This window comes from Nonomuraea roseoviolacea subsp. carminata (genome assembly GCF_024172185.1).
Classification (GTDB): domain Bacteria; phylum Actinomycetota; class Actinomycetes; order Streptosporangiales; family Streptosporangiaceae; genus Nonomuraea; species Nonomuraea roseoviolacea.
In genome coordinates this window covers 1,593,043-1,616,088 of the sequence record NZ_JAMZEC010000001.1, presented here as the reverse complement: position 1 = coordinate 1,616,088, position 23,046 = coordinate 1,593,043, and the positions used below count along the sequence as shown (strand labels likewise).

At 72.7% G+C, this 23,046-nt stretch carries 21 protein-coding genes and 1 pseudogene; 14 read left to right on the top strand and 8 right to left on the bottom strand.

The genetic code is table 11. The features are described from left to right. The first annotated feature begins 36 nt into the window (after positions 1 to 36). A complete protein-coding gene (locus HD595_RS07390) occupies positions 37 to 804 on the top strand; it encodes an SDR family NAD(P)-dependent oxidoreductase (RefSeq protein ID WP_253766876.1) in 768 nt (255 codons plus the stop codon). A gap of 117 nt (positions 805 to 921) precedes the next feature. Further along, positions 922 to 1,716, top strand: a complete 795-nt coding sequence (locus tag HD595_RS07385; RefSeq protein WP_253766874.1) for an alpha/beta fold hydrolase — start codon at positions 922 to 924, stop codon at positions 1,714 to 1,716. Here HD595_RS07385 and HD595_RS07380 read toward each other — a convergent pair. The 3 genes from HD595_RS07380 to mce all read right to left on the bottom strand — a co-directional run bounded on the left by HD595_RS07380 (position 1,676) and on the right by mce (position 4,947). Further along, a complete protein-coding gene (locus tag HD595_RS07380) occupies positions 1,676 to 2,911 on the bottom strand; it encodes an AI-2E family transporter (protein ID WP_253766872.1) in 1,236 nt (411 codons plus the stop codon). The two genes, HD595_RS07385 and HD595_RS07380, sit on opposite strands and share 41 nt — an antisense overlap. A gap of 133 nt (positions 2,912 to 3,044) precedes the next feature. Further along, positions 3,045 to 4,331, bottom strand: coding sequence for a DivIVA domain-containing protein (locus HD595_RS07375; RefSeq protein WP_253766870.1), 1,287 nt, complete (start codon positions 4,329 to 4,331; stop codon positions 3,045 to 3,047). 193 nt (positions 4,332 to 4,524) lie between these two features. After that, positions 4,525 to 4,947, bottom strand: coding sequence for a methylmalonyl-CoA epimerase (gene mce / locus HD595_RS07370; RefSeq protein ID WP_253766868.1), 423 nt, complete (start codon positions 4,945 to 4,947; stop codon positions 4,525 to 4,527). A gap of 84 nt (positions 4,948 to 5,031) precedes the next feature. Here mce and HD595_RS07365 point away from each other — a divergent pair, with 84 nt between their 5' ends. After that, on the top strand, positions 5,032 to 6,228 hold the full coding sequence (locus tag HD595_RS07365; protein ID WP_253766866.1) for an acetyl-CoA C-acetyltransferase: 1,197 nt from the start codon (positions 5,032 to 5,034) through the stop codon (positions 6,226 to 6,228). Positions 6,229 to 6,513: 285 nt separating this feature from the next. Here HD595_RS07365 and HD595_RS45650 read toward each other — a convergent pair whose 3' ends face one another. From HD595_RS45650 to HD595_RS07355, 3 genes are all read right to left on the bottom strand, one after another. Continuing rightward, positions 6,514 to 6,645 carry a hypothetical protein gene (locus HD595_RS45650; protein WP_301309463.1) on the bottom strand — a complete coding sequence of 44 codons (132 nt, stop codon included), beginning with the start codon at positions 6,643 to 6,645 and terminating at the stop codon, positions 6,514 to 6,516. A 141-nt stretch (positions 6,646 to 6,786) separates the two neighbouring features. Beyond that, positions 6,787 to 7,395, bottom strand: a complete 609-nt coding sequence (locus tag HD595_RS07360) for a DUF4230 domain-containing protein (RefSeq protein WP_253766864.1) — start codon at positions 7,393 to 7,395, stop codon at positions 6,787 to 6,789. 115 nt (positions 7,396 to 7,510) lie between these two features. After that, entirely contained in the window at positions 7,511 to 8,863 is a 1,353-nt protein-coding gene (locus HD595_RS07355) for a hypothetical protein (RefSeq protein WP_253766862.1), read from the bottom strand. Positions 8,864 to 9,094: 231 nt separating this feature from the next. On the opposite strand from HD595_RS07355, the gene HD595_RS07350 reads away from it, so the two are divergent. From HD595_RS07350 to HD595_RS07335, 4 genes are all read left to right on the top strand, one after another. Then, the gene (locus HD595_RS07350; RefSeq protein WP_253766860.1) at positions 9,095 to 9,607 is read left to right on the top strand and encodes a MarR family winged helix-turn-helix transcriptional regulator; all 513 of its coding nucleotides are present in this window, start codon (positions 9,095 to 9,097) and stop codon (positions 9,605 to 9,607) included. A gap of 85 nt (positions 9,608 to 9,692) precedes the next feature. After that, on the top strand, positions 9,693 to 10,628 hold the full coding sequence (locus HD595_RS07345) for a tetratricopeptide repeat protein (protein WP_253766858.1): 936 nt from the start codon (positions 9,693 to 9,695) through the stop codon (positions 10,626 to 10,628). Between the two features lie 9 nt (positions 10,629 to 10,637). Next, positions 10,638 to 11,267 carry a cytidylate kinase-like family protein gene (locus HD595_RS07340; protein ID WP_253766856.1) on the top strand — a complete coding sequence of 210 codons (630 nt, stop codon included), beginning with the start codon at positions 10,638 to 10,640 and terminating at the stop codon, positions 11,265 to 11,267. A gap of 56 nt (positions 11,268 to 11,323) precedes the next feature. Further along, complete coding sequence (locus tag HD595_RS07335) at positions 11,324 to 12,733, top strand: NAD-dependent malic enzyme (RefSeq protein ID WP_175594024.1); 1,410 nt, start codon at positions 11,324 to 11,326, stop codon at positions 12,731 to 12,733. A gap of 149 nt (positions 12,734 to 12,882) precedes the next feature. Here the strand turns inward: HD595_RS07335 and HD595_RS07330 are convergent, their stop codons facing one another. Next, positions 12,883 to 14,265 carry an MFS transporter gene (locus tag HD595_RS07330; RefSeq protein ID WP_253766854.1) on the bottom strand — a complete coding sequence of 461 codons (1,383 nt, stop codon included), beginning with the start codon at positions 14,263 to 14,265 and terminating at the stop codon, positions 12,883 to 12,885. Positions 14,266 to 14,359: 94 nt separating this feature from the next. On the opposite strand from HD595_RS07330, the gene HD595_RS07325 reads away from it, so the two are divergent. Then, complete coding sequence (locus tag HD595_RS07325; protein ID WP_308211360.1) at positions 14,360 to 15,046, top strand: TetR/AcrR family transcriptional regulator; 687 nt, start codon at positions 14,360 to 14,362, stop codon at positions 15,044 to 15,046. 17 nt (positions 15,047 to 15,063) lie between these two features. After that, complete coding sequence (locus HD595_RS07320) at positions 15,064 to 15,642, top strand: YqgE/AlgH family protein (RefSeq protein WP_175601034.1); 579 nt, start codon at positions 15,064 to 15,066, stop codon at positions 15,640 to 15,642. A gap of 4 nt (positions 15,643 to 15,646) precedes the next feature. Here HD595_RS07320 and HD595_RS07315 read toward each other — a convergent pair whose 3' ends face one another. Next, positions 15,647 to 16,303: a TetR/AcrR family transcriptional regulator gene (locus HD595_RS07315; RefSeq protein ID WP_253766852.1), complete on the bottom strand. Its 657-nt coding sequence runs from the start codon at positions 16,301 to 16,303 to the stop codon at positions 15,647 to 15,649. A 153-nt stretch (positions 16,304 to 16,456) separates the two neighbouring features. On the opposite strand from HD595_RS07315, the pseudogene HD595_RS07310 reads away from it, so the two are divergent. From HD595_RS07310 to HD595_RS07290, 5 genes and pseudogenes are all read left to right on the top strand, one after another. Continuing rightward, positions 16,457 to 18,113, top strand: a pseudogene (locus tag HD595_RS07310) (DHA2 family efflux MFS transporter permease subunit); the annotation flags it as partial. Between the two features lie 48 nt (positions 18,114 to 18,161). Further along, positions 18,162 to 18,422: a DUF3039 domain-containing protein gene (locus HD595_RS07305; RefSeq protein ID WP_253766848.1), complete on the top strand. Its 261-nt coding sequence runs from the start codon at positions 18,162 to 18,164 to the stop codon at positions 18,420 to 18,422. A 77-nt stretch (positions 18,423 to 18,499) separates the two neighbouring features. Next, a complete protein-coding gene (locus tag HD595_RS07300; RefSeq protein ID WP_253766846.1) occupies positions 18,500 to 19,618 on the top strand; it encodes a zinc metalloprotease in 1,119 nt (372 codons plus the stop codon). A gap of 9 nt (positions 19,619 to 19,627) precedes the next feature. Next, entirely contained in the window at positions 19,628 to 21,025 is a 1,398-nt protein-coding gene (locus tag HD595_RS07295) for an MFS transporter (RefSeq protein WP_253766844.1), read from the top strand. A 492-nt stretch (positions 21,026 to 21,517) separates the two neighbouring features. Next, positions 21,518 to 22,924, top strand: coding sequence for a hypothetical protein (locus tag HD595_RS07290; protein WP_253766842.1), 1,407 nt, complete (start codon positions 21,518 to 21,520; stop codon positions 22,922 to 22,924). The last annotated feature ends 122 nt before the right edge of the window (positions 22,925 to 23,046 follow it).

Below are 23,046 nucleotides of genomic sequence, written 5' to 3'. Positions count from 1 at the left end.
CTAGAATCATGTTCGGTAATGACTTGAGGAGGCAGCGTGGGCGCGTTCGATCTCAATGGGAAGCAGGCTCTCGTCACCGGGGCGTCGAAGGGCATCGGGCGGGCCATCGCGCTCGCCTACGCCGAGGCGGGGGCCGACGTGGCGCTCGTGTCCCGCTCGGCCGACTCCCTGGCCGAGGTCGCCAAGGAGGTCGAGGCGCGGGGCCGCCGGGCCCTGGTGATCCCGGCCGACCTCACCGACCGCGACGCCGCGGCCGACGCCGTCCGGCAGGCCGTCGAGGGCCTCGGGCACGTCGACGTCGTCGTCAACAACGCGGGCGGCTCGAACTTCATGGTGGAGTTCAAGGACCTGCGGCTGTCCGGATGGGACAAGCTCATGCGGCTCAACCTCGACTCGGCCATGGTCGTGTGCCACGCGATCGCGCCGCACCTGCTCGAACGGGGCAGCGGCTCGGTGATCAACGTCGCCTCGGTGGCGGCGCTGGGGGCGCCCTTCCTCGCCGGGTACGCGGCGGCCAAGGCCGGCCTGGTGGCGCTCACCAGGACCCTCGCGGTGGAGTGGGCGCAGTCGGGCGTCCGGGTCAACGCCCTGTGCCCGGGCTGGACGGCCACGGAGCTCAACCGCAACCTGTGGGAGGACGAGACGGCGAGCCGCGCCACGGTCGCGGGCGTCCCGATGCGCCGCTGGGGCACGCCGGAGGAGATGGCGCACCCGGCGGTGTTCCTGGCGGGCGACGCGTCGGCGTACGTGACGGGTCAGGTCCTCTTCGTGGACGGCGGCGCCACGGCCATCGGCCTGAGCTGACCCGGCGCGACCCGGAAGCCGGGGGAGAACGGTACGGCAGAAAGAGACGTCTATACCGGGGTATATCGGTATACGACGTGAAGTGATTGTCCCAAGGAACCGGTCTACCGTGTGATCGTGCAGCTCTACACGAGATCAGCGGGAACCGGCCTGCCCGTCGTACTGCTCCACGCCTTCCCCCTCTCCTCGGCCATGTGGCTGGCGCAACGCGAGGGGCTGGCCGCCACGTGCCGCGTCATCACCCCCGACCTGCGCGGCTTCGGCGGGTCACGGCTGGGCGAGGATGAGCCGTCCGTCGACGTGATGGCCGACGACGTGGCCGCCATGCTCGACCAGGAGGGCATCGAGCGCGCGGTGATCGGCGGCCTGTCGATGGGCGGGTACGTGACGATGGCCTTCTGCCGCCGTCACCCCGACCGCGTCCTCGGCGTCATCCTGGCCGACACCAAGGCCGCCCCCGACCAGCGGCAGGCCCGCGACAACCGCGAGCGCATCGCCCGCGCGGTGCTGTCCGGCGACACCGGCGTGCTCGTCACCGACGTGCTGCCCGGCCTCGTCGGGCAGACCACCAAGGAGCGCCGGGCCATGGTCGTGGGCCGGGTCAAGGGGCTCGTCCAGTCGGCGCCGCCCGGGGCGGTGGCCTGGGCGCAGCGCGCCATGGCGGCCCGCCCCGACTCCGCCGACACCCTGGCCGCCCTCAAGGTGCCGCTGCTCGTCATCGTGGGCGAGGAGGACCAGCTCGCGCCGCCCGCCGAGGCCGAGGCCATGGCGCGGGCCGTACCGGGGGGACGGCTGGAGGTCATCCCGAAGGCGGGGCACCTGAGCGCGGTCGAGCAGCCGGAGGCGTTCAACGCCGCGGTCGCGGAGTTCCTCAGGACCGAGCTTGGCGAGGCAGCACGATCTCCCGGATGATCAGCGCGATGGCGGCGGCGACCGGGATGGCCAGCAGCGCGCCGACGATCCCGAGCAGCGCGCCGCCGACCAGCGCCGCGATCACCGTCACCGCGGGCGTCACGTCCACCGAGCGCTTCATCACCCTCGGGTAGATGAGGTAGTTCTCGATCTGCTGGTACACGAGGAAGAACACGGCGCACGCGATGCCCAGCGGCAGCGACTGCAGCAGCGCCACCCCGGTGACCAGCACGGCGCCGATGGTGGCGCCGACCAGCGGGATCAGGTCCGTCAGCGCCACCACCAGCGCCAGCGCCAGCGCGTACCGGACGCCGAGCACCGACAGGAAGATCCACGCCACCACGCCCGCGATGACCGAGATGAGCACGTTGCCGGCGACGTAGCCGCCGATGCCGTCCAGGATCTGCTCCGACAGCGCCGCCGTGCGCTCCCGCCGCGAGGCCGGCACGAGCCTGAGCAGGTACGCCTTGATCGTGTGCAGCGAGCCGAGGAAGTACAGCATGAGCACGAGCAGCGTCACCGTGGTGAACAGCCCGTCGAGCACGACGAGCCCGGCTCCGACGACGCCGCTGGCCAGCGACGGCGCGAGCGTGTTCGTGACGAACCCGGCCAGCTTCGGCAGGATCTGGTAGTCGGCGTCGAGGCTGCGCAGGGCGGGGTGGTTGCTCAGCTCCTTGACGTAGTCGGGCACGGCCGCGACGAAGTCGGTCAGCTCCTTGCTGACCGGCGGCACGATGGCCAGCCCGAACAGCACGAAGCACACGATGACGCCGGCGAACACGATCGAGATCGCCCAGCGCCGGGCCGCTCCGGCCCGCTGCAGCGCCTCGACCGCCGGGTTCAGCCCCACGGCCAGGAACATCGCCACCACGACCAGGATGATCACGCTGAGGGAGGCGACGACCATCTGCGCGATGGCGATCGCCGTCAGCACGCCCAGCCCGCCGACCAGCCCGAACAGGAACGGCCCCCGCCCGAACGGCCGCCCCGGCAGCCCGTGCGCCGCCGTCCCCGCCCTTCCCTGGTGCAGCTCTCCCGGCGCCGCGTGCGGTGCGGCGTCCGCCGAGGCCGCGCCTGACCGGGCACCCCCCGCAGTCGCGTCCGACGAGGCGCCCCCCGGTGTCGCGCCCGGCGGGGCGTCGGAGGACGACGGGGCCTCGGGGGAGTCGTGATGAGGGGTGACGTCGGCGGACAAGCGGGGCTCCTGGAGGTCGGGGGCGGACCAGGCGCCGGCGCCGCGGAGGGGCCCGGCAACAGAAAGAGAGCCTAGCGACCCCAAGGTCGCCAGGCTCTCCGTGCCGTCATTCAACCCCCGTGCGGGCGATCGGCTACTCCTGCCACCACTCCGCGTCGTCCTCGGACTTGGTCTCCGGCTTGGCGGCCGGGGCCGGGGCCAGCGGCTTCTCGGCGGCGGGCGCCGGGATCGCCGGCTTCGGCGGGGCGGCCGTGACCGCGGGCTCGGGCTCCATGCCCGGCAGGGCGGCGCCGCCCAGGAGCTGGCGCAGCTGCGCCAGGTGGCTGGTGATGCTGTCGCGCTGGCGGGTGAGCTCGTCGACCTGGCGCTGCATGGCGGTGCGGGTGCGCTCGGCCTCGGTCTTGGCCTCGGTGACGATGGTCTCGGCGCTCGCCTTGGCCTCGGCCACGATCTGGTCGGCGTTCTTGCGCGAGTTGGCGACGAGCTGCTTGGCGTGCAGGTCGGCCTCGCGGCGGGTCTGCTCGGCCTGCTGGGTGGCCTTGGTGGCGCGGGACTCGGCCGTCGCGGCGCGCTGCTCGGCCTCGGCGACCAGCTTCTGCGTCGCGGCCTGCGCGGTGGCGTGGCGCTCCGCCTCCTGGCGCTCCGCCTCCTCGCGCCGGGACGCCAGCTGGATCTCGAACTCCGCCTCGTCCTGCGCCCGCTTGGCCTCGGACTCCTCCAGGACCCGCTGCGCCTGCGCCCGCATCTCGTCGGCCTGCCGCTTGGCGGTGGTCAGCACCTCGTCGCGCTCGCGCTTGGTGGAGGCCCGCAGCTGGGCCACCTCGCGCTCGGTGGTGGTGCGCAGCTTGGCGATCTCGCGCTCGGCGTCGGCCCGCTTCTCGGCGACCTCGTGGTCGGCGGTGGCCCGCAGCTTGGCGACCTCGCGCTCGGTGGTGCTGGTCAGCTCGTCGGCCTCGCGGCGCGCGGTCGAGCGGATGTCCTCGGCGTCGCGCTCCGCGGTGGTGCGCATCTCGTCGCTCTCGCGGGTGGCCTGCGCGCGCTTCTCGGCGGCCTCGGCCTCGGCGGCGGCCCGCATGTCCGCGGCCTCCACCTTGGCGGCGGCCTTGATCTCGTTAGCCTCGGATCTCGCTGCCTGGACCAGCTCGGTGGCCTGCTCCTCGGCCAGCCGGAGCAACTGCTCGATGCGGGCGCCGAGACCGGAGTAGGTCGGGCGCTCCTGCTCCTGGAGCTGGCGCTGGGAGTCGGACAGATCGCGCTGAAGGGCGACGACCTGCTCGCGGGCCTGGCGCAGCTCGCCGTCGAGCTGCTTCAGGTGATCATGGACCTGGTGGCGGTCATAGCCGCGGAGGACCACGTCGAACTCGCGTGCGGGAGCGTCCTCGAAGAAGTTGTTGAGCTGGGCGTCGATGTCGGACTGCATGGAGGCTCGATCCTGGGTTGTCGAGACGGCTACACGGGCCGGACGGGGGGTTCGGGGGCAGCCGAGCCGGGAGCCTGTGCCTCTCGGCAGGCTCCATGTCCGGTGGAAGGCCAGAGTACTCCGCCGGTGCCGAGTCTGAAGCCCCGTCCAATTTTCTGCGCGACTAGTTACATATGAACGATTCTTGCGTTTGTTACGACCTGGTCGCCTGGACCAGCTCCGTCAGCATTCCTCCCACGTCCTTCGGATGCAGAAACGCGATCTGTGAGCCCATCGACCCGTGCCGCGGGCGCTCGTCCAGGACACGTACGCCTTTTCCGGCAATTCTATCGATCGCCTCAGTGACATCAGCAACCCCGAACGCCACATGGTGCACACCTTCGCCCCGCTTGGCGAGGAACTTGCCCACCGGCGAGTCGGGGGACAGCGGTTCGAGCAACTGGATGTAGGAGCCGCCGCCCTCGCCGTCGGCGATGTGCAGCATCGCCTCCTTGACGCCCTGCTCCTCGTTGACCTCCCGCGCGACCACGGTCAGCTCGAACGTCTCCGAGAAGAACGCGATCTTCTCCTCCAGGTCGTGACAGGCGATCCCGATGTGGTCGATCCGCATGAACATGTGTGGTCAGCCTCCATAGCCGTCGAGCGTCTACCCGTGGGTATGGTGTCAAAGAACCCCTCGCCCGCACAGGAGGCCACCGTCATGTCTGGTTCCGTCATCGTCGCCGGAGCACGCACCCCGATCGGCAGGCTGCTGGGGGCGCTGTCCGGGCTGCCCGCCGTGGAGCTCGGCGGCATCGCCATCAAGGCGGCGCTGGAGCGGGCCGGCGTGGCGCCCGAGGCCGTCGAGTACGTGATCATGGGCCAGGTGCTCCAGGCGGGCGCCGGCCAGATCCCCTCCCGCCAGGCCGCCGTCAAGGCCGGCATCCCGATGACCGTCCCGTCCATCACCATCAACAAGGTGTGCCTGTCCGGCCTCGACGCCATCGCGCTGGCCGACCAGCTCATCCGCGCGGGCGAGTTCGACATCGTCGTGGCGGGCGGCATGGAGTCGATGAGCAACGCGCCGCACCTGCTGCCGGATCTGCGCAAGGGCGTCAAGTACGGTGGCGCCGGGATCGTCGACTCGATGGCCCACGACGGCCTGTTCTGCGCGTTCGACCAGTGCGCGATGGGCGAGTCCACCGAGCGGCACAACGCCCGCCTCGGCATCGGCCGCGAGGAGCAGGACGCCCTGTCGGCCCGTTCCCACCAGCTCGCCGCCGCGGCCGCCAAGAACGGCGTGTTCGAGGACGAGATCGTGCCGGTGGAGGTGCCGCAGCGGCGCGGCGAGCCGCTGGTGGTCAAGGACGACGAGGGCGTGCGCGGCGACACCACGGCGGAGACGCTGGCCAAGCTGCGCCCGGCCTTCGCGGCCGACGGCACGATCACGGCCGGCTCGTCCTCGCAGATCTCCGACGGCGCGTGCGCGGTCGTCGTCATGTCCCGCGCCAAGGCCGAGGAGCTGGGCCTGCCGTGGCTGGCGGAGATCGGCCGCCACGGCAACGTGGCCGGGCCCGACGCCTCGCTCCAGTCGCAGCCGGCCAACGCCATCAAGCAGGCCCTGCGCAAGCAGGACCTCACGGCCGACGACCTCGACCTGGTCGAGATCAACGAGGCGTTCGCGAGCGTGGTCCACCAGTCGGCCAAGGAGCTGGGCCTGCCGCTGGACAAGGTCAACGTCAACGGGGGCGGCATCGCGCTCGGCCACCCGATCGGCGCCTCGGGCGCGCGCATCGTGCTCACGCTCGCCCACGAGCTGCGCCGCCGCGGCGGCGGCCTGGGCGCCGCGGGCCTGTGCGGCGGCGGCGGCCAGGGCGACGCCCTGATCATCAGGGTGCCCCGCCAGGACGAGAGCTGAGGGCCGGACTTCGGCAGTCGTGGGAAGGCCCGGTCAGGGCCTTCACGGAGGGCACGGTCACGCTGTGCCGGAAGGCACGGTCACGCTGTGCCGGAAGGCACGGTCACGCTGTGCCGGAAGGCACGGTCACGCTGTGCCGGAGGGCATGGTCACGCTTGGCCGGAAGGCACGGCCAAGGGGGCGCCGTGGCGGCGGCCCGCCGGCATCCGGTCAGAGGCCGTCTCCCTGGAGGCCCTCAGCCCCGTGCGGCGACTGGGGCCGGCTTGGCCGTGCCGTAACGAAAGATCATGAGAAGAGCTTGGCGACGAACGACCGGCGGCGGCCGGACGCCTCGCGGGCGAGGCGGTGGCGGGCGGCGGCGCGGCGCAGCTCCTCGGCGCGGTTCCGCATGACGAGGTACTCGAGTTCGGCGTGCATCCGAATCGCTCCTGTTTCCTGAGGTGCTTGCTTGGTCCCTGCACTCTCAAGACTCGTCCTAAGGCCCGCCCGCCCACATCGGGCGGATGCCCTAAAACCCCGGCCGGCCCCTACCTAGGCACCCGCCCCGAGGTACCTAGGTCACGGCTCGTCGCCGTACTTCACCACCACCTTCGTGAAGCCGAGCGACTTCAGCAGGCCCTCCATCATGGCCTTGGTGTTGGCGTCGGCCCGGGCCCGCAGGTCGCTGGAGGCCGCCGCCTCGGCGATCTTCTTCTCGGCCAGCACGTACACCTCCCTCTGGTCGCCCGGCGAGGACGACAGGAAGTCCTGCACCCGGTCGAGCAGCCCGCGCTGCTGGGCGAAGACGTACGAGCGGCTGTTGTCCAGGTTGGGCTTCTCCAACTGGGCGCGCGGCAGCCGGACCGTCACCTCGGTGCGGTCCGGTGACACGGTCACGGCGTTCCCCGCCAGCCCCGAGAAGTCCACGTACGCGTCCACGCCGCCCGCGCCGACGAACAGCGTGCGGGTGCCCTTGACCGCGTCCGGCAGGAAGTTGGCGTCCTTCTCCAGGTCGACGACGACCTGGAAGCTGCCGGTCGCCGCCTCGAAGCGGCTGAGGTCCTTGATGGACTGCAGGAGGACGGGCTGGCTGCGGTCGATCGTCCGCTCGCCGGTCGGGTCCAGCCACGTCCACGCCAGCCGGCCGCCGACCACGAGCAGGGCCACGAGCACCAGCAGCCCGGCCACGTATCGCCACCTGCGGCGCCGCACCGGTGATACGTCGGCGGGCGCCGTACGGGATGTCGTCATACGGTGTTGACTACCCGGCCGTCGATCACCCTTGCCGGCCGTTTGGTGACATCTACGGTCTCCAGTCGGTCACGGCCGCGTCACCCGCGTCCGGATAGACCGGGTACACCTGCTGCGGCGAGCCCGCGGTCGCGGTCACCTGAGCCGTGCCCGAGCGGTGCCGCCCGCTCCCACCCGGCCCGCCGCCGAAGTGGGTGCTCGACAGCCGGCACGACTGGAAGTCGCTGAAGAACATGCGCAGCCACTCGCGCCGCTGGTGCTCGCTCAGCCCGGAGAACCACGCCGCCGCGTACTCGTGCTCCGGCAGCGGCCCGCCGGGCAGCGGCTCGCCCCGCAGCCACGCCATCACGATCTCCCGGTAGCCGTCGGCCGGGGTGCCGGGGCACTTGGCCGCCAGCGACTCGACGTACTCGTACGACGCCTCGTCCGCGAACCCCGCCGAAAGGTCGCGCACGTGGATGGGCGCGAGGCCGGGCGTCGGCCGCAGCTCGTCCTCCAGCGGCCGCTGCTCCACCCGCGTGAACGCGGCCGGGGTGCCCGCCAGCCGAGAGGCGATCTTGGTGAAGGCCGTCCCCAGCTCGGTCAGGCCGGCGCGCATGGCCGGGTGCAGGCAGACGGTGATGGGCCACTCCTGGCAGGCGTAGGCGATGTCCTGCGCGGCGGCCGGCTTGGGCGCGGCCAGCAGCCGCGCCACCCCCGTGCCCGCCGCGAGCACGGCCAGCAGCGCGCACGCCAGCACCACCGCCTGCCGGGTCACCAGCGCGGCCCAGCCGAGCAGCAGCGCCGTCGTGATGCCGAGCAGCCAGATCGTCTGGTCGAGGAACGCCGCGCCGCCCATCCCCTGGAACAGGTCGTAGGGCCGTCCGGCGCCCGGCGCCAGCCGGTCGGCCCAGCCCCCGCCGTCGGCGAGCCGGCTGAACAGCAGGTAGCAGCCCAGCCCGGCCAGCGGCGGGGTGATCGCGAAGGGCGCGAACCAGCCCGCGACCCACCCGATCACCGAGTACAGCGCCAGCCCGGCCATGCCCACGCCGAGCCCGGGCAGGCTGATCGGCCCGGCCTGCTCGGTGAGGACCGTCTTGACGGCCAGCACCAGCACGGTCGCGGCGAACGACCCCAGCACCACCACCACGATGGCCAGCGGCGCCTTGAGCGCCCGCCACGGGCCGAGCGCGCGGCCGCGCAGCGCCTTGCGCTTGCGCAGCGCCACCCACGCGGCGAACCCGGCCGCCACGGGCCCGGTCAGCCGCAGCGAGCCGATGACCGCGGCCACGATGTTCTCCCACGCGTCCACGCCGGGAATCAGGACGCTCCATGCCGCGGCCAGGCCGAGCGCCATGAGCACGGCCACGGTGACCGCCGCGCTCTGTTTCAGCTCCTCGCGTGTGACGCCCGCGTGCTCACGCACGCGATCTCCCCTTGACGTTCATCAAGCACCCCCCGTGCCCCGTCGGCGAACGCGGACGTCAGCAGTCCGGCAGGTCCCCACCGCCGAATGGACTTGGGGTCCGCGTCACCGTTTGATGCGAGAACCATAACGGAGCGTGATGATTGACGTCCGGATTCTTGGCCAAGCGGTGAAGGCGATAGCTCAGAGTAACCAGGCGAAAGGGGACGAGCGGCGCGCTACCGTAGCGCTGTGTCGCAGCCGAAGCCGCTCAACCTGCCGTTCGATCCCATCGAACGCGCCGCGCAGACCTGGCGTGTTCACTTCGGGCCCTCATCCGCCATGGCCGCCGTCACCTCGATCATGCGAGCGCATCAGATCCTCCTGTCCCAGCTTGACTCGCTCCTGAAGCCGTACGACCTGACCTTCGCGAGGTACGAGGCGCTGGTGCTGCTCACCTTCAGCAGGACGGGCGCGCTCCCGCTGTGGAAGATCGGCGAGCGGCTGATGGTGCACCCCACCAGCGTCACCAACACGGTCGACCGGCTGGAGCGTTCCGGTCTGGTCAGCCGGATGCGCAACCCCAAGGACGGCCGCGGCGTGCTGGCCGAGATCACCGACGAGGGCCGCGAGGTCGTGCGCCGCGCCACGGCCGACCTCATGGCGGCCGACTTCGGCCTGGCGATGTACGGGGAGGAGGAGCTGCACGCGATGTTCGACCAGCTCCGCACGCTGCGGGTGGCGGCGGGCGACTTCGGCGAGTGACCCGGGAGCTCCAGCGATTCGGCCCACGGCGGAGCGCGACCCTCGCTGGCGTACCCGCGCCGTGGCATGCGGCAAGATGATGAGCATGGCGGACTTCTCTCGGCCCGGGTCGCTCTACGGAGCGGTGGACCTGGGCGCGCGCAAGCAGGCTCTGGAGGCGCAGACCCGGCGTGAGGCGGCGGGCCCGCAGGCGGCGTCCTCGGCCTCGATCGTCGACGTGACCGAGGAGACCTTCACGACCGACGTCATCGACCGCTCGATGACCGTGCCCGTCGTGCTCGACCTGTGGTCGCCGCGGGCCCCCGGCAGCGCCCAGCTCAGCCCCGTGCTGGAGAAGGTGGTCGGGTCGCTGGGCGGCCGGGTCGTGCTGGCCAAGGTCAACGTGGACGCCAGCCCGCAGATCGCCCAGGCGCTGCGCGTGCAGGCGGTGCCGACCGTGCTCGCCATCTTCCAGGGCCAGGCCGTCACCGGCTTCCAGCAGGTGCTGCCCGAGCAGGAGGTGCGCCGCTGGCTCGACGAGCTGATGGGCGCGGTCGAGCAGTTCTACCAGGCCAACCCCGACGCCAGGCCGCCCGCGGCCGGTGAGGGGCAGGCGCCCGAGGCGCCGCCGGTCGACCCCGACCTGGCGGCGGCCGAGCAGGCCATCGACCAGGGCGACCTCGACGCGGCCGAGGCCGCCTACGAGCGGCTGCTGGCCCGCGCGCCCGCCGACGAGGACGCCAAGATGGGCCTGGCGGGCGTGCGGCTGATCAAGCGCACCGCCGACGTCGACCCGGCCGACGTGCAGCGGCGCCTGGCCGACCCGGCCGACATCGACGCCCACCTGCTCGCCGCCGACCTGGAGATGCTGTCGGGCTCGGTGGACGAGGCGTTCGCGCGGGTCGTCGCGGTGGTCAAGCGCACCTCCGGCGACGACCGCGACAAGGCGCGGCGCCACCTGCTGGGCCTGTTCGAGACGCTCCCGGCCGACGACCCCTCCCTGGCCAAAGCGCGTAGGGCCCTGGCCAGCGCGCTGTTCTAACCTGGGAGTGTGCGGGTCGTCACCATCTCGGCGACGTACGGCACGGCCGGCGGCCACATCGGCCCGGCCGTGGCCGAATGCCTCGGCGTGCCGTTCGTCGACCGCGCGATCCCCGGCGCCGTGGCCGAGGAGCTCGGCTGCACCCTTGAGGAGGCGCTGGCCCACGACGACCGGGCCGCGCACGGCCTGGCCAGGCTGCTGTCCGGGGCGATGCGGCTGCCCACGGTCACCTTCGGCGGCGTCGACATGTACGTGCCGGGAGCGATGCCGCTGGCGCCGGAGGAGTTCGTCCGGCGCACCGAGCGGGTGCTCGTGGAGACGGCCCGCGCCGAGGGCGGCGTCTTCCTGGGCCGGGCCGGGGCCATCGTGCTCGCCGACCATCCCGGCGCGCTGCACGTGCGGCTCGACGCCCCGCTGCGCCGGCGGGTGCTCCAGACGGCCACGATCAGCGAGATGCCCGAGCGCGAGGCGCTGAAGCTCATCGAGCGCAACGACCGCGCCCGCACCGCGTACGTGCGGCACTTCTACCGCGCGGATCCGGCCGATCCGGGCCTCTACCACCTGGTGATCGACAGCACCAGCATCCCGGTGCCGGCGTGCGTGGACCTCATCGTCACGGCGGCCGAGGCACTGGCCTGACCGGGTTCCCCCTACCATAGGAGAACTTCTTGGTCAGGCCCGAAGGAGCGATTGACGTGGCGACCGTCCCGAGTGTGTCGTACTCCATCACTGTGCGGCTGGAGGTGCCGGCAGGCGGCAAGGCCGTCAGCCAGCTCACCCACGCCGTAGAGTCGGCAGGCGGCGTGGTCACCGCCCTCGACGTCACCAACGCGGGCCACGAGAAGCTGCGCATCGACGTCACCTGCGCGGCGCGCGACACCGACCACGCCCAGGCCATCGTGGACCAGTTGGAGGCGGTCGAGGGCGTCGTCATCCACAAGGTCTCCGACCGGACCTTCCTCATGCACCTCGGCGGCAAGATCGAGATGGTGTCGAAGGTGCCGCTGCGCAACCGCGACGAGCTGTCGATGGCGTACACGCCGGGCGTGGCCCGGGTCTCGCTGGCGATCGCCCGCAACAAGGAGGACGCGCGCCGGCTGACCATCAAGCGCAACACGGTCGCGGTCGTCACCGACGGCTCGGCGGTGCTGGGCCTGGGCAACATCGGCCCGGAGGCGGCGCTGCCGGTCATGGAGGGCAAGGCGGCGCTGTTCAAGCGCTTCGCCGGCATCGACGCCTGGCCGATCTGCCTCGACACGCAGGACGTCGACGAGATCGTCCGCGCGGTGCAGCTCATCGCGCCCGGCTTCGGCGGCATCAACCTGGAGGACATCTCCGCGCCGCGCTGCTTCGAGGTGGAGCGGCGGCTGCGCGAGCTGCTGGACATCCCGGTCTTCCACGACGACCAGCACGGCACGGCCATCTGCGTGCTGGCCGCGCTCACCAACGCGCTGCGCGTGGTGGGCAAGTCCATCGAGGACGTCAAGATCACCATGGCGGGCGCGGGCGCGGCCGGCAACGCCGTGCTGCGGCTGCTGCTGGCGGCGGGCGCCCGCAACGTCGTGGTCTGCGACTACCTCGGCGCCGTCCACCAGGGCCGCGACGACCTCGACGAGTCGCTGCGGTGGATCGCCGAGCACACCAACGCCGAGGGCTACTCCGGCGACCTGCGCGGCGCGGTCAAGGATGCCGACGTGTTCGTGGGCGTGTCGGCGCCGGGCATCCTCACGGGCGACGACATCGCCACGATGGCGCGCGACGCGGTGGTGTTCGCGCTGGCCAACCCGGAGCCCGAGGTCTCGCCCGACGACGCCCGCGAGCACGCGGCCGTGGTGGCGACGGGCCGCTCCGACTACCCCAACCAGATCAACAACGTGCTCGCGTTCCCGGGCGTCTTCCGTGGCCTGCTCGACGCGCAGGCCACGGAGGTGTCGATGCAGATGCTGCTGGCCGCCGCGGGGGCGCTGGCGGCCGTCGTCACGCCGGAGGAGCTGGGCCCCAACTACATCATCCCGAGCGTCTTCCACCCGGACGTGGCGGGGGCGGTCGCCGCCGCCGTCCGCGAGTCGGCCGGCGGCCGTGCGCGGGGCTTCACCGAGGCGTAGCCGTCATCGTTCGTCACGGCACAGCCTGGAGGCCCCCGGTCGCCGTACGCGGCTGGGGGCCTCCAGGGAGACGGCCTCTGACCGGAGGGTGGCGGGGCGCCGTGACGGCGCCCTGTTGACCATGCCTTCCGTCGTGCGTCGGCCGTGCTTCAGCGGTTCGGGCGGATCGCCGTCGCCGCGAGCGCCAGGGCGGCGTTGACCACGACGGCCACGACGACGCCGTGCAGCACCGATCCCGAGCCCATCGCCGCCGTGGCGACGGCGCTCATCACCGGGATGCCCATCGTGATGCCCACCTGCTGCGTCATCGTGGCGATGCCCGTGGCCAGGCCCTGCTCGGCGTCGGGCAGGCCCGAGGTGGCCGTGACCATGAAGGCGACGATGGCCACCATGTTGCCCACGCCGCCGACGAAGGTGGCCGCGAGGAGCAGCCAGATCGAGCCGGGCCCGGTCCCGAGCAGCGCCAGCGACGCCGTGGCCACGGCCTGCACGCCGAAGCCCAGCGCCAGCGCCCGGCGCGTGCCCGTGCGGGCCAGCACGCGCGGGGCGGCCAGCCCGCCGGCGACCGTGCCGAGGCCGAGCACCCCGAAGGCCAGCCCGGTGGCCAGCGGCGAGTAGCCCAGCACCTTCTGCAGGTACAGCGTCAGCAGGAAGACCAGCGACGTCTCGGTGGCGAACGCCACCAGGCCCGCCAGGTTGCCCCACCTGACGTTCGGCCGGGCGAGCACGGCCGGCGGCACCAGCGGGGAGGCGGCGCGCCGCTCGGCGAACCAGAAGGCCACGAGCAGCGCCGCGGCGGCGGCCAGCGAGCCGAGCGCGAGCGGGTCGGCGAAGCCGTGCTCGCCCGCGCGGGTCAGCCCGAACACGAGGGCCAGCAGGCCGCCCGTCACGGTGACGGCCCCGGGCACGTCCATGGCGGGCCGTCCTTCCGGCCGGCTCTCCGCGAGCAGCGCCGGAGCCGTGACGAGGACGGCCAGCGCGACCGGAACGTTGATCAGGAACGCCCAGCGCCAGCTCAGCAGGTCGGTCAGCAGCCCGCCGAGCACCGCGCCCGAGGTGAAGCCGGCCGACATGAGCGCGCCGTTCAGCCCGAGGGCCCGCGAGCGCAGCGGCCCCTCCGGGAACGACGTGGTCAGCAGGGACAGACCGGCCGGGGTGACCACGGCCGTGGCCAGCCCTTGGGCCACCCGGGCGGCCAGCAGCATGCCGGGCGAGCTCGCCAGCCCGCCGGCCAGCGAGGACAGCCCGAGCAGCGCCATCCCCGCGAGGAACAGCCTGCGCCGGCCGTAGAGGTCGGCGATCCGGCCCGCCAGCAGCGTGAACCCGGCGGCGGCCAGCGCGAACGCGGTCGCCACCCACTGCAGGTCCGCCAGCGCGAACCCGAGGCCCGCCCCGATGACGGGCAGCGCGACGTTCAGGATGGAGAAGTCCACGGCCAGCATGAACTGCGAGCCCAGCAGCAGCACGAGGATCAGGCGTTGGCGTCCGGTCATGCGCGCCACGGCGGGCGCGCGCTCGGTCAGCGCGGTCATGTCGCCCCCTTAATGGGTCGATAGTTCCGTTAAGATGGAAGTGACGATAACACAGGAAGGCGCGTTAATGGAACAGGAGTCCCGTTTGGCGGGCATGCAGCGGCCCGGCGGCCGGACGGCGCGGGTGCGCGAGGCCGTGCTGGCCGCGACCCAGGACGAGCTGGTGGAGCGGGGTTTCCACGGGCTGGCCATGGATCAGGTGGCCGCCCGGGCCGGCGTGGGCAAGACCACGGTCTACCGGCGCTGGGGGAGCCCGTCGGGCCTGGTGGCCGACCTCATGACGGAGCTGGCCGAGCAGTCCTCGCCGCACGCCGACACGGGCTCGGTGGAGGCCGACCTGCGGGCGAACGCCGCCTCCGTCCTCGGCGCCGTCACCGACCGGCGGCTCGGGGCGACGTTCCAGGCGGTCATCGCCGCCGCCACCTGCGACGAGGAGGCCGCCGCCGCGCTGCGGGCCTTCTACGGGCGGCGCGTCGCCGAGTGGGCCCGCGCCGTGGAGCGCGCGGTCGAGCGCGGCGAGCTGCCCGAGGGCACGGACGCGGCCGAGGTCGTCCGGGCGGTGTCCGCCCCGCTGTACTACCGGCTGCTCGTCACGAAGGAGCCGGTGGATGAGAATGTCGCCGTCAGGTCCGCACTCCAGGCTCTCGCCGCCGCGCGGGCCGGCGCCTTCGTCCGGGCGGTCCCGCCGCCCGTCGCTCCCTCCGGCGAAGGGGAAAGATCCAGGTCTGGACGAGCGCAAAACGTAACAACGGCGGACCAGGGGAGCGAGATGCGCGGGTGACCCTTCATGATGGATGTATGGCGGAAGCGATCTACGTCGGCGGTCTGTTGGTGGCGACGCCGCTTCTCGATGACCCGAACTTCCGGCGTAGCGTCGTGCTGATCCTCGAGCACGACTCCGAGGGGGGCACCCTCGGCGTGGTGCTCAACCGGCCCAGCGAGATCTCCGTGACCCAGGTGCTGCCCGTGTGGGACCCCCTGGTGACCGGCCCGCCGGTGCTGTTCGAGGGCGGCCCGGTGCAGACCGACAGCGCGCTGGCCCTCGCCGCGGTGCCCAGCGGCGAGGAGCCCCTGGGCTGGCGCCGCCTCCACGCGGGCACGCCGTCCGTCTCCCGGCTCGGCACCGTCGACCTGGACGCGCCGCCCGAGATCCTCCAGGGCGAGATCTCGCAGATGCGGATCTTCGCCGGGTACGCCGGGTGGACGGCGGGTCAGCTGGAGAGCGAGATCGCCGAGGGGGCCTGGTACGTGGTCGACTCCGAGGCGGGCGACACCTTCCACACCGATCCGCGCTCGCTGTGGCGGCACGTGCTGCGGCGCCAGCGCGGCGAGCTGGCGTTCGTGGCCAACTGCCCGGAGGACCCGACCATGAACTGACCCCCTAGGCGTCCGGGGCCTCCCGCGGGTCCGCCGGCTCCCGCGCGTCCTGCACGTCCCAGCCGGGCCGCATCATGCCCTCCACGAGGGTGATCGTCTCCTGCATCTGCTCGACGACCTCACGCAGGTCGGGCTGGTCCTTGCGCGGGCACTCGAAGCCGACCCGCACCGCCGCCATGGCGATGGCCACCACCAGGTGCGACACCCGGTCGTCGGCCGGATCGGCGCCCCGGCGCGCTGCCACCTCGGCGGCCAGGCGGCGTTCGGTCTCGGCGCCCCTGGCGACCGACAGGCCCACCAGGCGGGGTTGGTCGTCCAGCACCCGGCGCAGTTTGAGGAACCGCTCCGCGTCCTGCGGGGTCGAGTCCTGCATGTCGCCCAGCACCGCGCGCATCCCGTGGACCATCGAGGTGAACGGCGGCTCGCCGGGCGGGCGGGAACGCAGGGTCTCCGTGATGATCTCCTCGCCGTGGTCGTGGAACCACATGACGAGGCTGTCCTTGCTGGAGAAGTAGCGGAAGAAGGTCCGCGGCGAGATGTCGACGGACCCCGCTATCTGCTCCACGGTGGTGGAGTCGTACCCTTGTTCGAGGAACAGATCGAGCGCGGCGTCAAGGATCGCCAGGCGCGTCTTCTCCTTCTTGCGCTCCCGTAGACCCATGGGCGTCACTCCCTCGACATCGTCGTGTCACATTGTGACAGAAGTCGCTCTCTGACTTTTCTAAATGGTTTGAGATCTTTCAGCGACTGACATAGATTACCTGAGTCTTGAGAGATCTTTGCCTCGGTGTGAGGCGTGTGTTGAGGGGGTTTCATGGCCGACGTGAAGGCGGTAGACGCGCCGCCGGTACCAGAGTCCGGTGCCGCACGAGGGGGCAATCCGTGGCTCGTGCTGCTCGCGGTGAGTCTCGGCGTCATCATGGTGATGCTCGACGGCACCGTGGTCGGCATCGCCAACCCGGTCATCGGTCGTGAGCTCGGCGCCTCGCTGTCCGACCTCCAGTGGGTCACCAGCGGCTACCTGCTGGCCCTGGCCGTCTTCCTGATCACCGCCGGCAAGCTGGGCGACCTGTTCGGCCACAAGCGGGTCTTCCTCATCGGCGTGGCCGGGTTCGCGCTCTCGTCGGTCGGCATCGGGCTCAGCCAGCAGCTGGCCGACGTCGTCCCGGGCCTGACCCCCGTGGGCGCCCTGATCGGCCTGCGCGTGCTGCAGGGCCTGTTCGGCGCGCTCCTCCAGCCGAACGCGCTGGCGCTGCTGCGCGGCGCCTTCCCCGGTGAGAAGCTCAACCAGGCCATGGGCGCCTGGGGCGCCATCATCGGCCTGTCCAGCGCCGCCGGCCCGATCGTGGGCGGCCTGCTGGTCGAGAAGGTGAACTGGGAGTCGGTGTTCTTCATCAACGCGCCGGTCGGCATCGTGGCGCTGGTGATGGGCGTGCTCCTCATCAAGGAGAACCGCGCGCAGACGCTGGCCCGCATCGACTGGCTCGGCGTGGTGCTGCTGTCCGGCGCGATGTTCGCCCTGGTCTGGTCGGTCATCAAGGCGCCCGAGTGGGGCTGGGGCGACGCCAAGACCCTCGCCTTCCTCGCCGGCTTCGCCGTGCTGATCGCCGCGTTCGTCTTCTGGCAGAGCAAGGCCCGGCAGCCGCTCGTCCCGCTCTCCCTGTTCCGCAACCTGTCGGTCTCGATCGGCACCGTGCTCATGATGATGGTCGCGTTCGCCATGTTCGGCGCGATGTTCTTCCTGGGCTTCTTCTTCCAGGGCGTCCACGGGCTCACCCCGCTGGAGGCCGGCCTGCGCATGCTGCCGATGAGCGCCGGCATGATCGTGGCCTCGCCGCTGGCCGGCATGCTGATCGGCAAGCTCGGCGCGAAGGTCACCATGGCGATCGGGCTGGTCATCACCGCCGCCTCGATGTTCCTCATGTCGCAGCTCAGCATCGACGCCTCGTTCGTCGAGAGCGCCATCCCGTTCGTGCTGCTCGCGTTCGGCCTGTCGCCGGTCTTCGTCGGCGCCACGGAGATCATCGTGGGCAACGCCCCGGTGGAGCTCAGCGGCGTCGCGGGCGGCATGCAGCAGTCGGCCATGCAGGTCGGCGGCGCGCTCGGCACCGCCATCCTGGGCGCGGTCATGGCGGGCGAGATCGCCGACAAGCTGCCCGGCTACCTCGGCCCGGCGGCCCAGCAGATCCCGCCCGCGCAGCTCTCGCTGCTGGAGAAGGCCGCCGCGTTCGGCGGGCTCCCGGCGGGCACGCCCGAGCAGATCGTGAAGGCGGTCGGCCCGGCCGTGCACAACGCGTTCATGGACGGCATGCACCTGGCGTTCCTCGTCAGCACCGGCGTCATGCTGCTCACCGCGGCCCTCACGCTGCTCGTCAAGGCGGGCCGCAAGTCCGACCAGAGCGCCCCGGTCCACATGGGCTGACGCTCTCCCGGTCTCGTCCCGTACGGCCCTCGCCCTCCCCGGGCGGGGGCCGTACGGCTGCCCGGGGCAGAGGCGACGGGGGCATAGACTCGGTGAGGTGAGCACGAAGATCCTCCCCGAGCAGGAAACGACGCCGAGGACGTCGCACGGCGACGGTGACCACGAGCGGTTCTCGCACTACGCGGACAAGCACAAGATCACCGAGAGCATGGTGACCGGCACGCCGGTCCGCGCCCTGTGCGGCAAGGTCTGGGTGCCCAGCCGCGACCCGAAGAAGTACCCGGTGTGTCCGGAGTGCAAGGAGATCTACGAAGGTCTCCCGCCGGGCGGCGGCCAGGGCGACGACAAGAACCCATGAGTGTTGCTCCCGTGTGATCCCTCCCGGTCGCGTTACGGTCGGTAATCTGACCAACTCGATCGGTAACGGGGGATTGCATGGCCCGGCGCGCGACCGCCGTCTCTTTGGCATGCCTGCTGGCGGCCGGGCTCCTGCCGCCGCACCGCGGCGAGGCCGCCTCCCGCTCCGCCGGGGGGCCGGGCGTCCCGGCCGCGACCGGCACGACATCCACGGCCCCGCTCCCGAAGGCGTCCGCGTCGGCGTGCGCGCCCGAGGCGGCGCGGGTCCGTGAGAGTGACCCGGAGGCGGCGGCGCGCATCCGTGACCGCGGCCTGGAGGCGGCGGCGCACGTCCGTGACCGCGATCCGGAGGCGGCGGCGCGGGTCCGTGACCGTGGCCCCGAGCCGCGTCAGCCGCAGCCGCAGGACGTCGGCCGGGTCCTCGCCGAGCTGGGCAAGGGTTTGGCCGGCGGCCGGGCGCCCGAGCGCGTCGTCGTGCCCGTGTGGGTCCACGTCCTCACCGACGGCGTCACCCGCGCCGCCACCTCCGCCGTCAAGGCGCAGTTCGCCGCGCTCAGGGACGCCTACGCCGGCAAGTTCGGCGGCGTGGACACCGGGGTCACCTTCCGCCTGGCGGGCGCCCGGCTCGTCCGCAACGCCAAGTGGTTCACCGACCCCACCACCAACGAGTCGGCCATGAAGCAGGCGCTGCGCAAGGGCGGCCCCGAGACGCTCAACCTCTACATCGCCCAGCTCGACCGGCAGGTGCTCGGCTTCTCCACCTATCCGTACTGGTACAAGGACAGCCCGCAGATCGACGGCGTGGTCGTCGACTGGCGCACGCTGCCCGGCGGCTCCTTCGCCGGCTACGACCGCGGCTACACCGCCGTCCACGAGATCGGCCACTGGCTCGGCCTGTTCCACACCTTCGAGAACGGCTGCCAGAACCCCGGCGACGGCATCGACGACACGCCGCCCGAGGCCAGCCCCACCGAGGGATGCCCCGAGGCCAAGGACACCTGCGGCCCCGACGGGCGGCCCGACCCCGTCCACAACTTCATGGACTACGGCAGGGACACCTGCATGTGGGAGTTCACCGCCGGTCAGGCGGCGCGGATGCGCGAGATGTGGGTCGTCTACCGGGATCCCCCGGCCGCGCAGGCGGCGCCGCGCACGGGGGAGGGAGGCCGCGTCGCCGCGCTGAAGCGCCCCACTTAAGATGTCCCGGTGACAGGACCGAAGGCACTCGACACTCCATACGACTCCGCTCAGGACACCGGCATCCTCGGGGCCGCCTACCGGGCCCCGACCCTCGGCATCCTGCTGGTGGTCACGCTCGTCGCCTTCGAGGGCATGTCGGTCGGCGTCGTCATGCCGGAGGTCTCCCGGCAGCTCCAGGCGCTCGACCTGTACGGGCTGAGCTTCTCGGCCTTCCTCATCGCCAGTCTGTTCGCCAACGTGGTGTCCGGCCTGTGGTCCGACCGGCGCGGCTACACGGCGCCGTTCCTGCTCGGCCTCGTGCTGTTCGTGGCGGGCATGGCGCTGGCCGGGGCCGCGGGCACCAAGGTCATGTTCCTGGTGGCGCGGGCCGTGCAGGGGCTCGGCGCGGGCTCGACGGTCGTCGCCCTGTACGTGATGATCGCCCGCGTCTACCCGGCGGCGATGCGGCCCAAGGTGTTCGCCGCGGTGTCGGCCGCCTGGGTGGTGCCCGCCATGGTCGGCCCGGCCGTGGCCGGGTTCGTGGCGAGCGCGTGGGGCTGGCGGTGGGTGTTCTACGGCATCGTCCCGCTCGTCGTGCCCGCCCTGGCCATGCTGGTCCCCGCGCTGCGCCGGCGGCCCGCGGAGGAGGAGACCGTGCGCTCCGAGGGGCCGCGCTCGCGCCCGCTGCCGATGACGCTCGCCGCCACCTCGGCCGTGGGCGGCGCCGGCGTGCTGCTGTGGGGGGTGGACCGGCTGCACGTCACGCCCCTGCCCAGCGGGGCCGCGGTGGTCGTGGGCCTCGCCCTGCTCGGGTACGGGCTGAGCCGCCTGCTGCCGCCGGGGGCGCTGCGCTTCGGCCGCGGGCTGCCCACGACGATCATGATGCGCGGCATGTTCTCGGCACCCTTCTTCGGCGTGAACGCCTTCATCCCGCTCGCCCTGCAGTCCGTCAAGGGCTTCGACCCCACGGCCGCGGGCATCGCGCTGACCACCGGCGCCCTCGGCTGGTCGGCCGGGTCGTTCCTGCAGAGCCGCCGCACCGCCGAGCCGTACCGACGGCTGCGGCTCGGCGCGGGCTGCGTCATGACCGGGGTGCTGCTGGCGCTGCTGGCGGTGCTGCCGGGCGTCACCGGGTGGATCGCGGTGCCGGCGTGGGTGATCGCGGGCTTCGGCATGGGCCTCGGGATGACCACGGTCAGCGTCACGGCGCTCAAGCAGTCGCCGGTCAGCGAGCAGGGCGCCAACAGCGCGGCCCTGTCGGTGACGGACATGCTCGGCTCCGCGCTGTCGCTCGGGATCGGCGGCGCGCTGATCAACGTGATCGGGCACAGCCCGGCGGAGATCGCCCGCGGGTACGTGGTCATCTGCTGCGTCATGGGCGCTGTCGCCCTCGGCGGCACCCTCCTCGCCCCCCGCGTCCGCTGACCCCTCCTCCGTCCCCTTCCTCGCCCCGGAGGGAAGGGAGTTCGCCCGGGTGGAAGGCACATTCCACCCCACCTGTCACAGCGGCAACGGTTCGCCGGACCGCGGGCGCGAGGAGTGATAGGACAGCGGCGAGGAGGTGTCATGGAGGACGACCACCTGGTCTGGCCCCCGACCACCGGGGCGAGGCACCGCCGCACCCCTCCCCGGGACTCGCCGGACCCCGAGGAGCCGGGCGCCGAGCCACATGCCGTGCCGCGGGCCGAGCCACCGACCGAGCCATGGGCCGTGCCACAGGCCGTGCCGCGGGCCGAAGCACAGGCCGATCCATGGGCCGTGCCGCGGGCCGAGCCACGGGCCGTGCCGCGCGCTGTGCCGGCTCGGGGACGCGCAGGGGAGCCGCCCTACCCGCCGGTGAGGGCCGCGCACAGCCCTGCCGGAGGGGCCGCCGGGGGAGCGGGGCGCGGACACGCCCCTGAGGCCCCCCGCCGCCCCATGGCCGCCGTCCCGGACCCGCCTCCCGACCCGGCGCCCCGGCCCGCTCCCGACCCGGCGCCGTGGCCCGCCTCTGGTACAGCGCGTCAGTCGGCCGCGGACCCAGAGCCTCGGGCCGCCTCTGGTACGGCGCGTCAGTCGGCTGCGGACCCGGAGCCTCGGGCCGCCTCCGACAGGGCGCGTGGGTCGGCCTCCGGCACGGCGTCCCGGCCCGCTCCCATCGGGCCCCGACCCGTCCCCGACGCGGTCTCCCGACCACCCTCGGGTACGGCTTCCAGGTCCGCTCCCGCGCGGGGAGCCCGGGAGGAGGACCCCGACGAGGAGTTCTGGGGCCCCGAGGACGACGACCCCGACCTTGAGCACGGATCCTGGGCCCCCGTCTTCCGCCGCAGGCGGACGCCCGGCGAGGACGACGACGCCCCCCGTCCCTGGAGCCCGCGCGCCGCCCGCCCCGGGAGCGACGCGCCCCACGACACGGCCCGGAGCGGACTGGCCCGCTGGCTCACCGGCCGCCCCCGCCGCGAGGACCCCGACGACCTGGACGACGCGGACGACCCGTACGACCTCGACCCCGCGGACGACCGGCCGGACCCGTACGGTGATCGCCACAGCCGGGCGGGCTGGCGCGCCCAAGGCGACGATCACGACGATCACGACGACCCGGACGACCTCGACGATCGGGACGTCCGGGCTCGATGGGGCGGCCATGACGCCGACCCCGACGACGGCCAGGACGACGACCCCGATGACGACCGCGACCGCGACCGGGGAGGCGTCCGGTGGGGCTCCCGGCCCCTGTGGGACTCCCTGCCGCCCTCCGCCCGCATGTACGGCGCCCCCACCTCCCCCGGCCTCCCCAGCCGGGCGGGAAGCCAGCTCTGGCGGCGGGCCGGCACGGCACTGGCCTTGCTGGCCACCGTGGCCGCCGTGGCCCTCCTCGGCGCCGCGGTCCTCCGGCAGCCGGACGACCCCGGGTCACCGGGCCGCCTGGCCGACTCCCGGGCCAAGGTCGTCATCCCGCTGCCCGACGGCTGGCACGCGGGGACTTTGCCGCCCGTGACCGGGTTCACCTCGGTCGCCCGCGACGGCGCCGGCGCGGTCGTCATGGCCAGGCCGCTCACCGCCCCCCTGGGCGACGCCAAAAGGGCCACCGCCCAGGCCGCCGAGCTGTACTCCAGGCTCCTGCTCAAGGGCGACAGGGTCGGCGTGGTCGAGGACAAGGGCGTCGCCGGCGGGCACACCCGGGCCCTGCGCGCCGAGTACCAGGACGTGGTCAACCGGCCCGCGTACCTGAGAGTGATCCTGCTCACCCGCGACGGCGCCCCCGTCCTCGTCCTCGGGGTGCTCCAGCCCGAGGATCCCGCACGCAGACAGGCGCTGGACGCGCTGCTGGCGAGCGTGCGATAAGCCATCTGCCGCCCAATAGCACGCAAGGACGACCTTGGCCAGGATCCCCGGTGCACGGCACGTCTTGTCGGTCTCCCCGATTACCCTTGGGTCACTGTGAGAGAGCGAAGCACACGAACCCC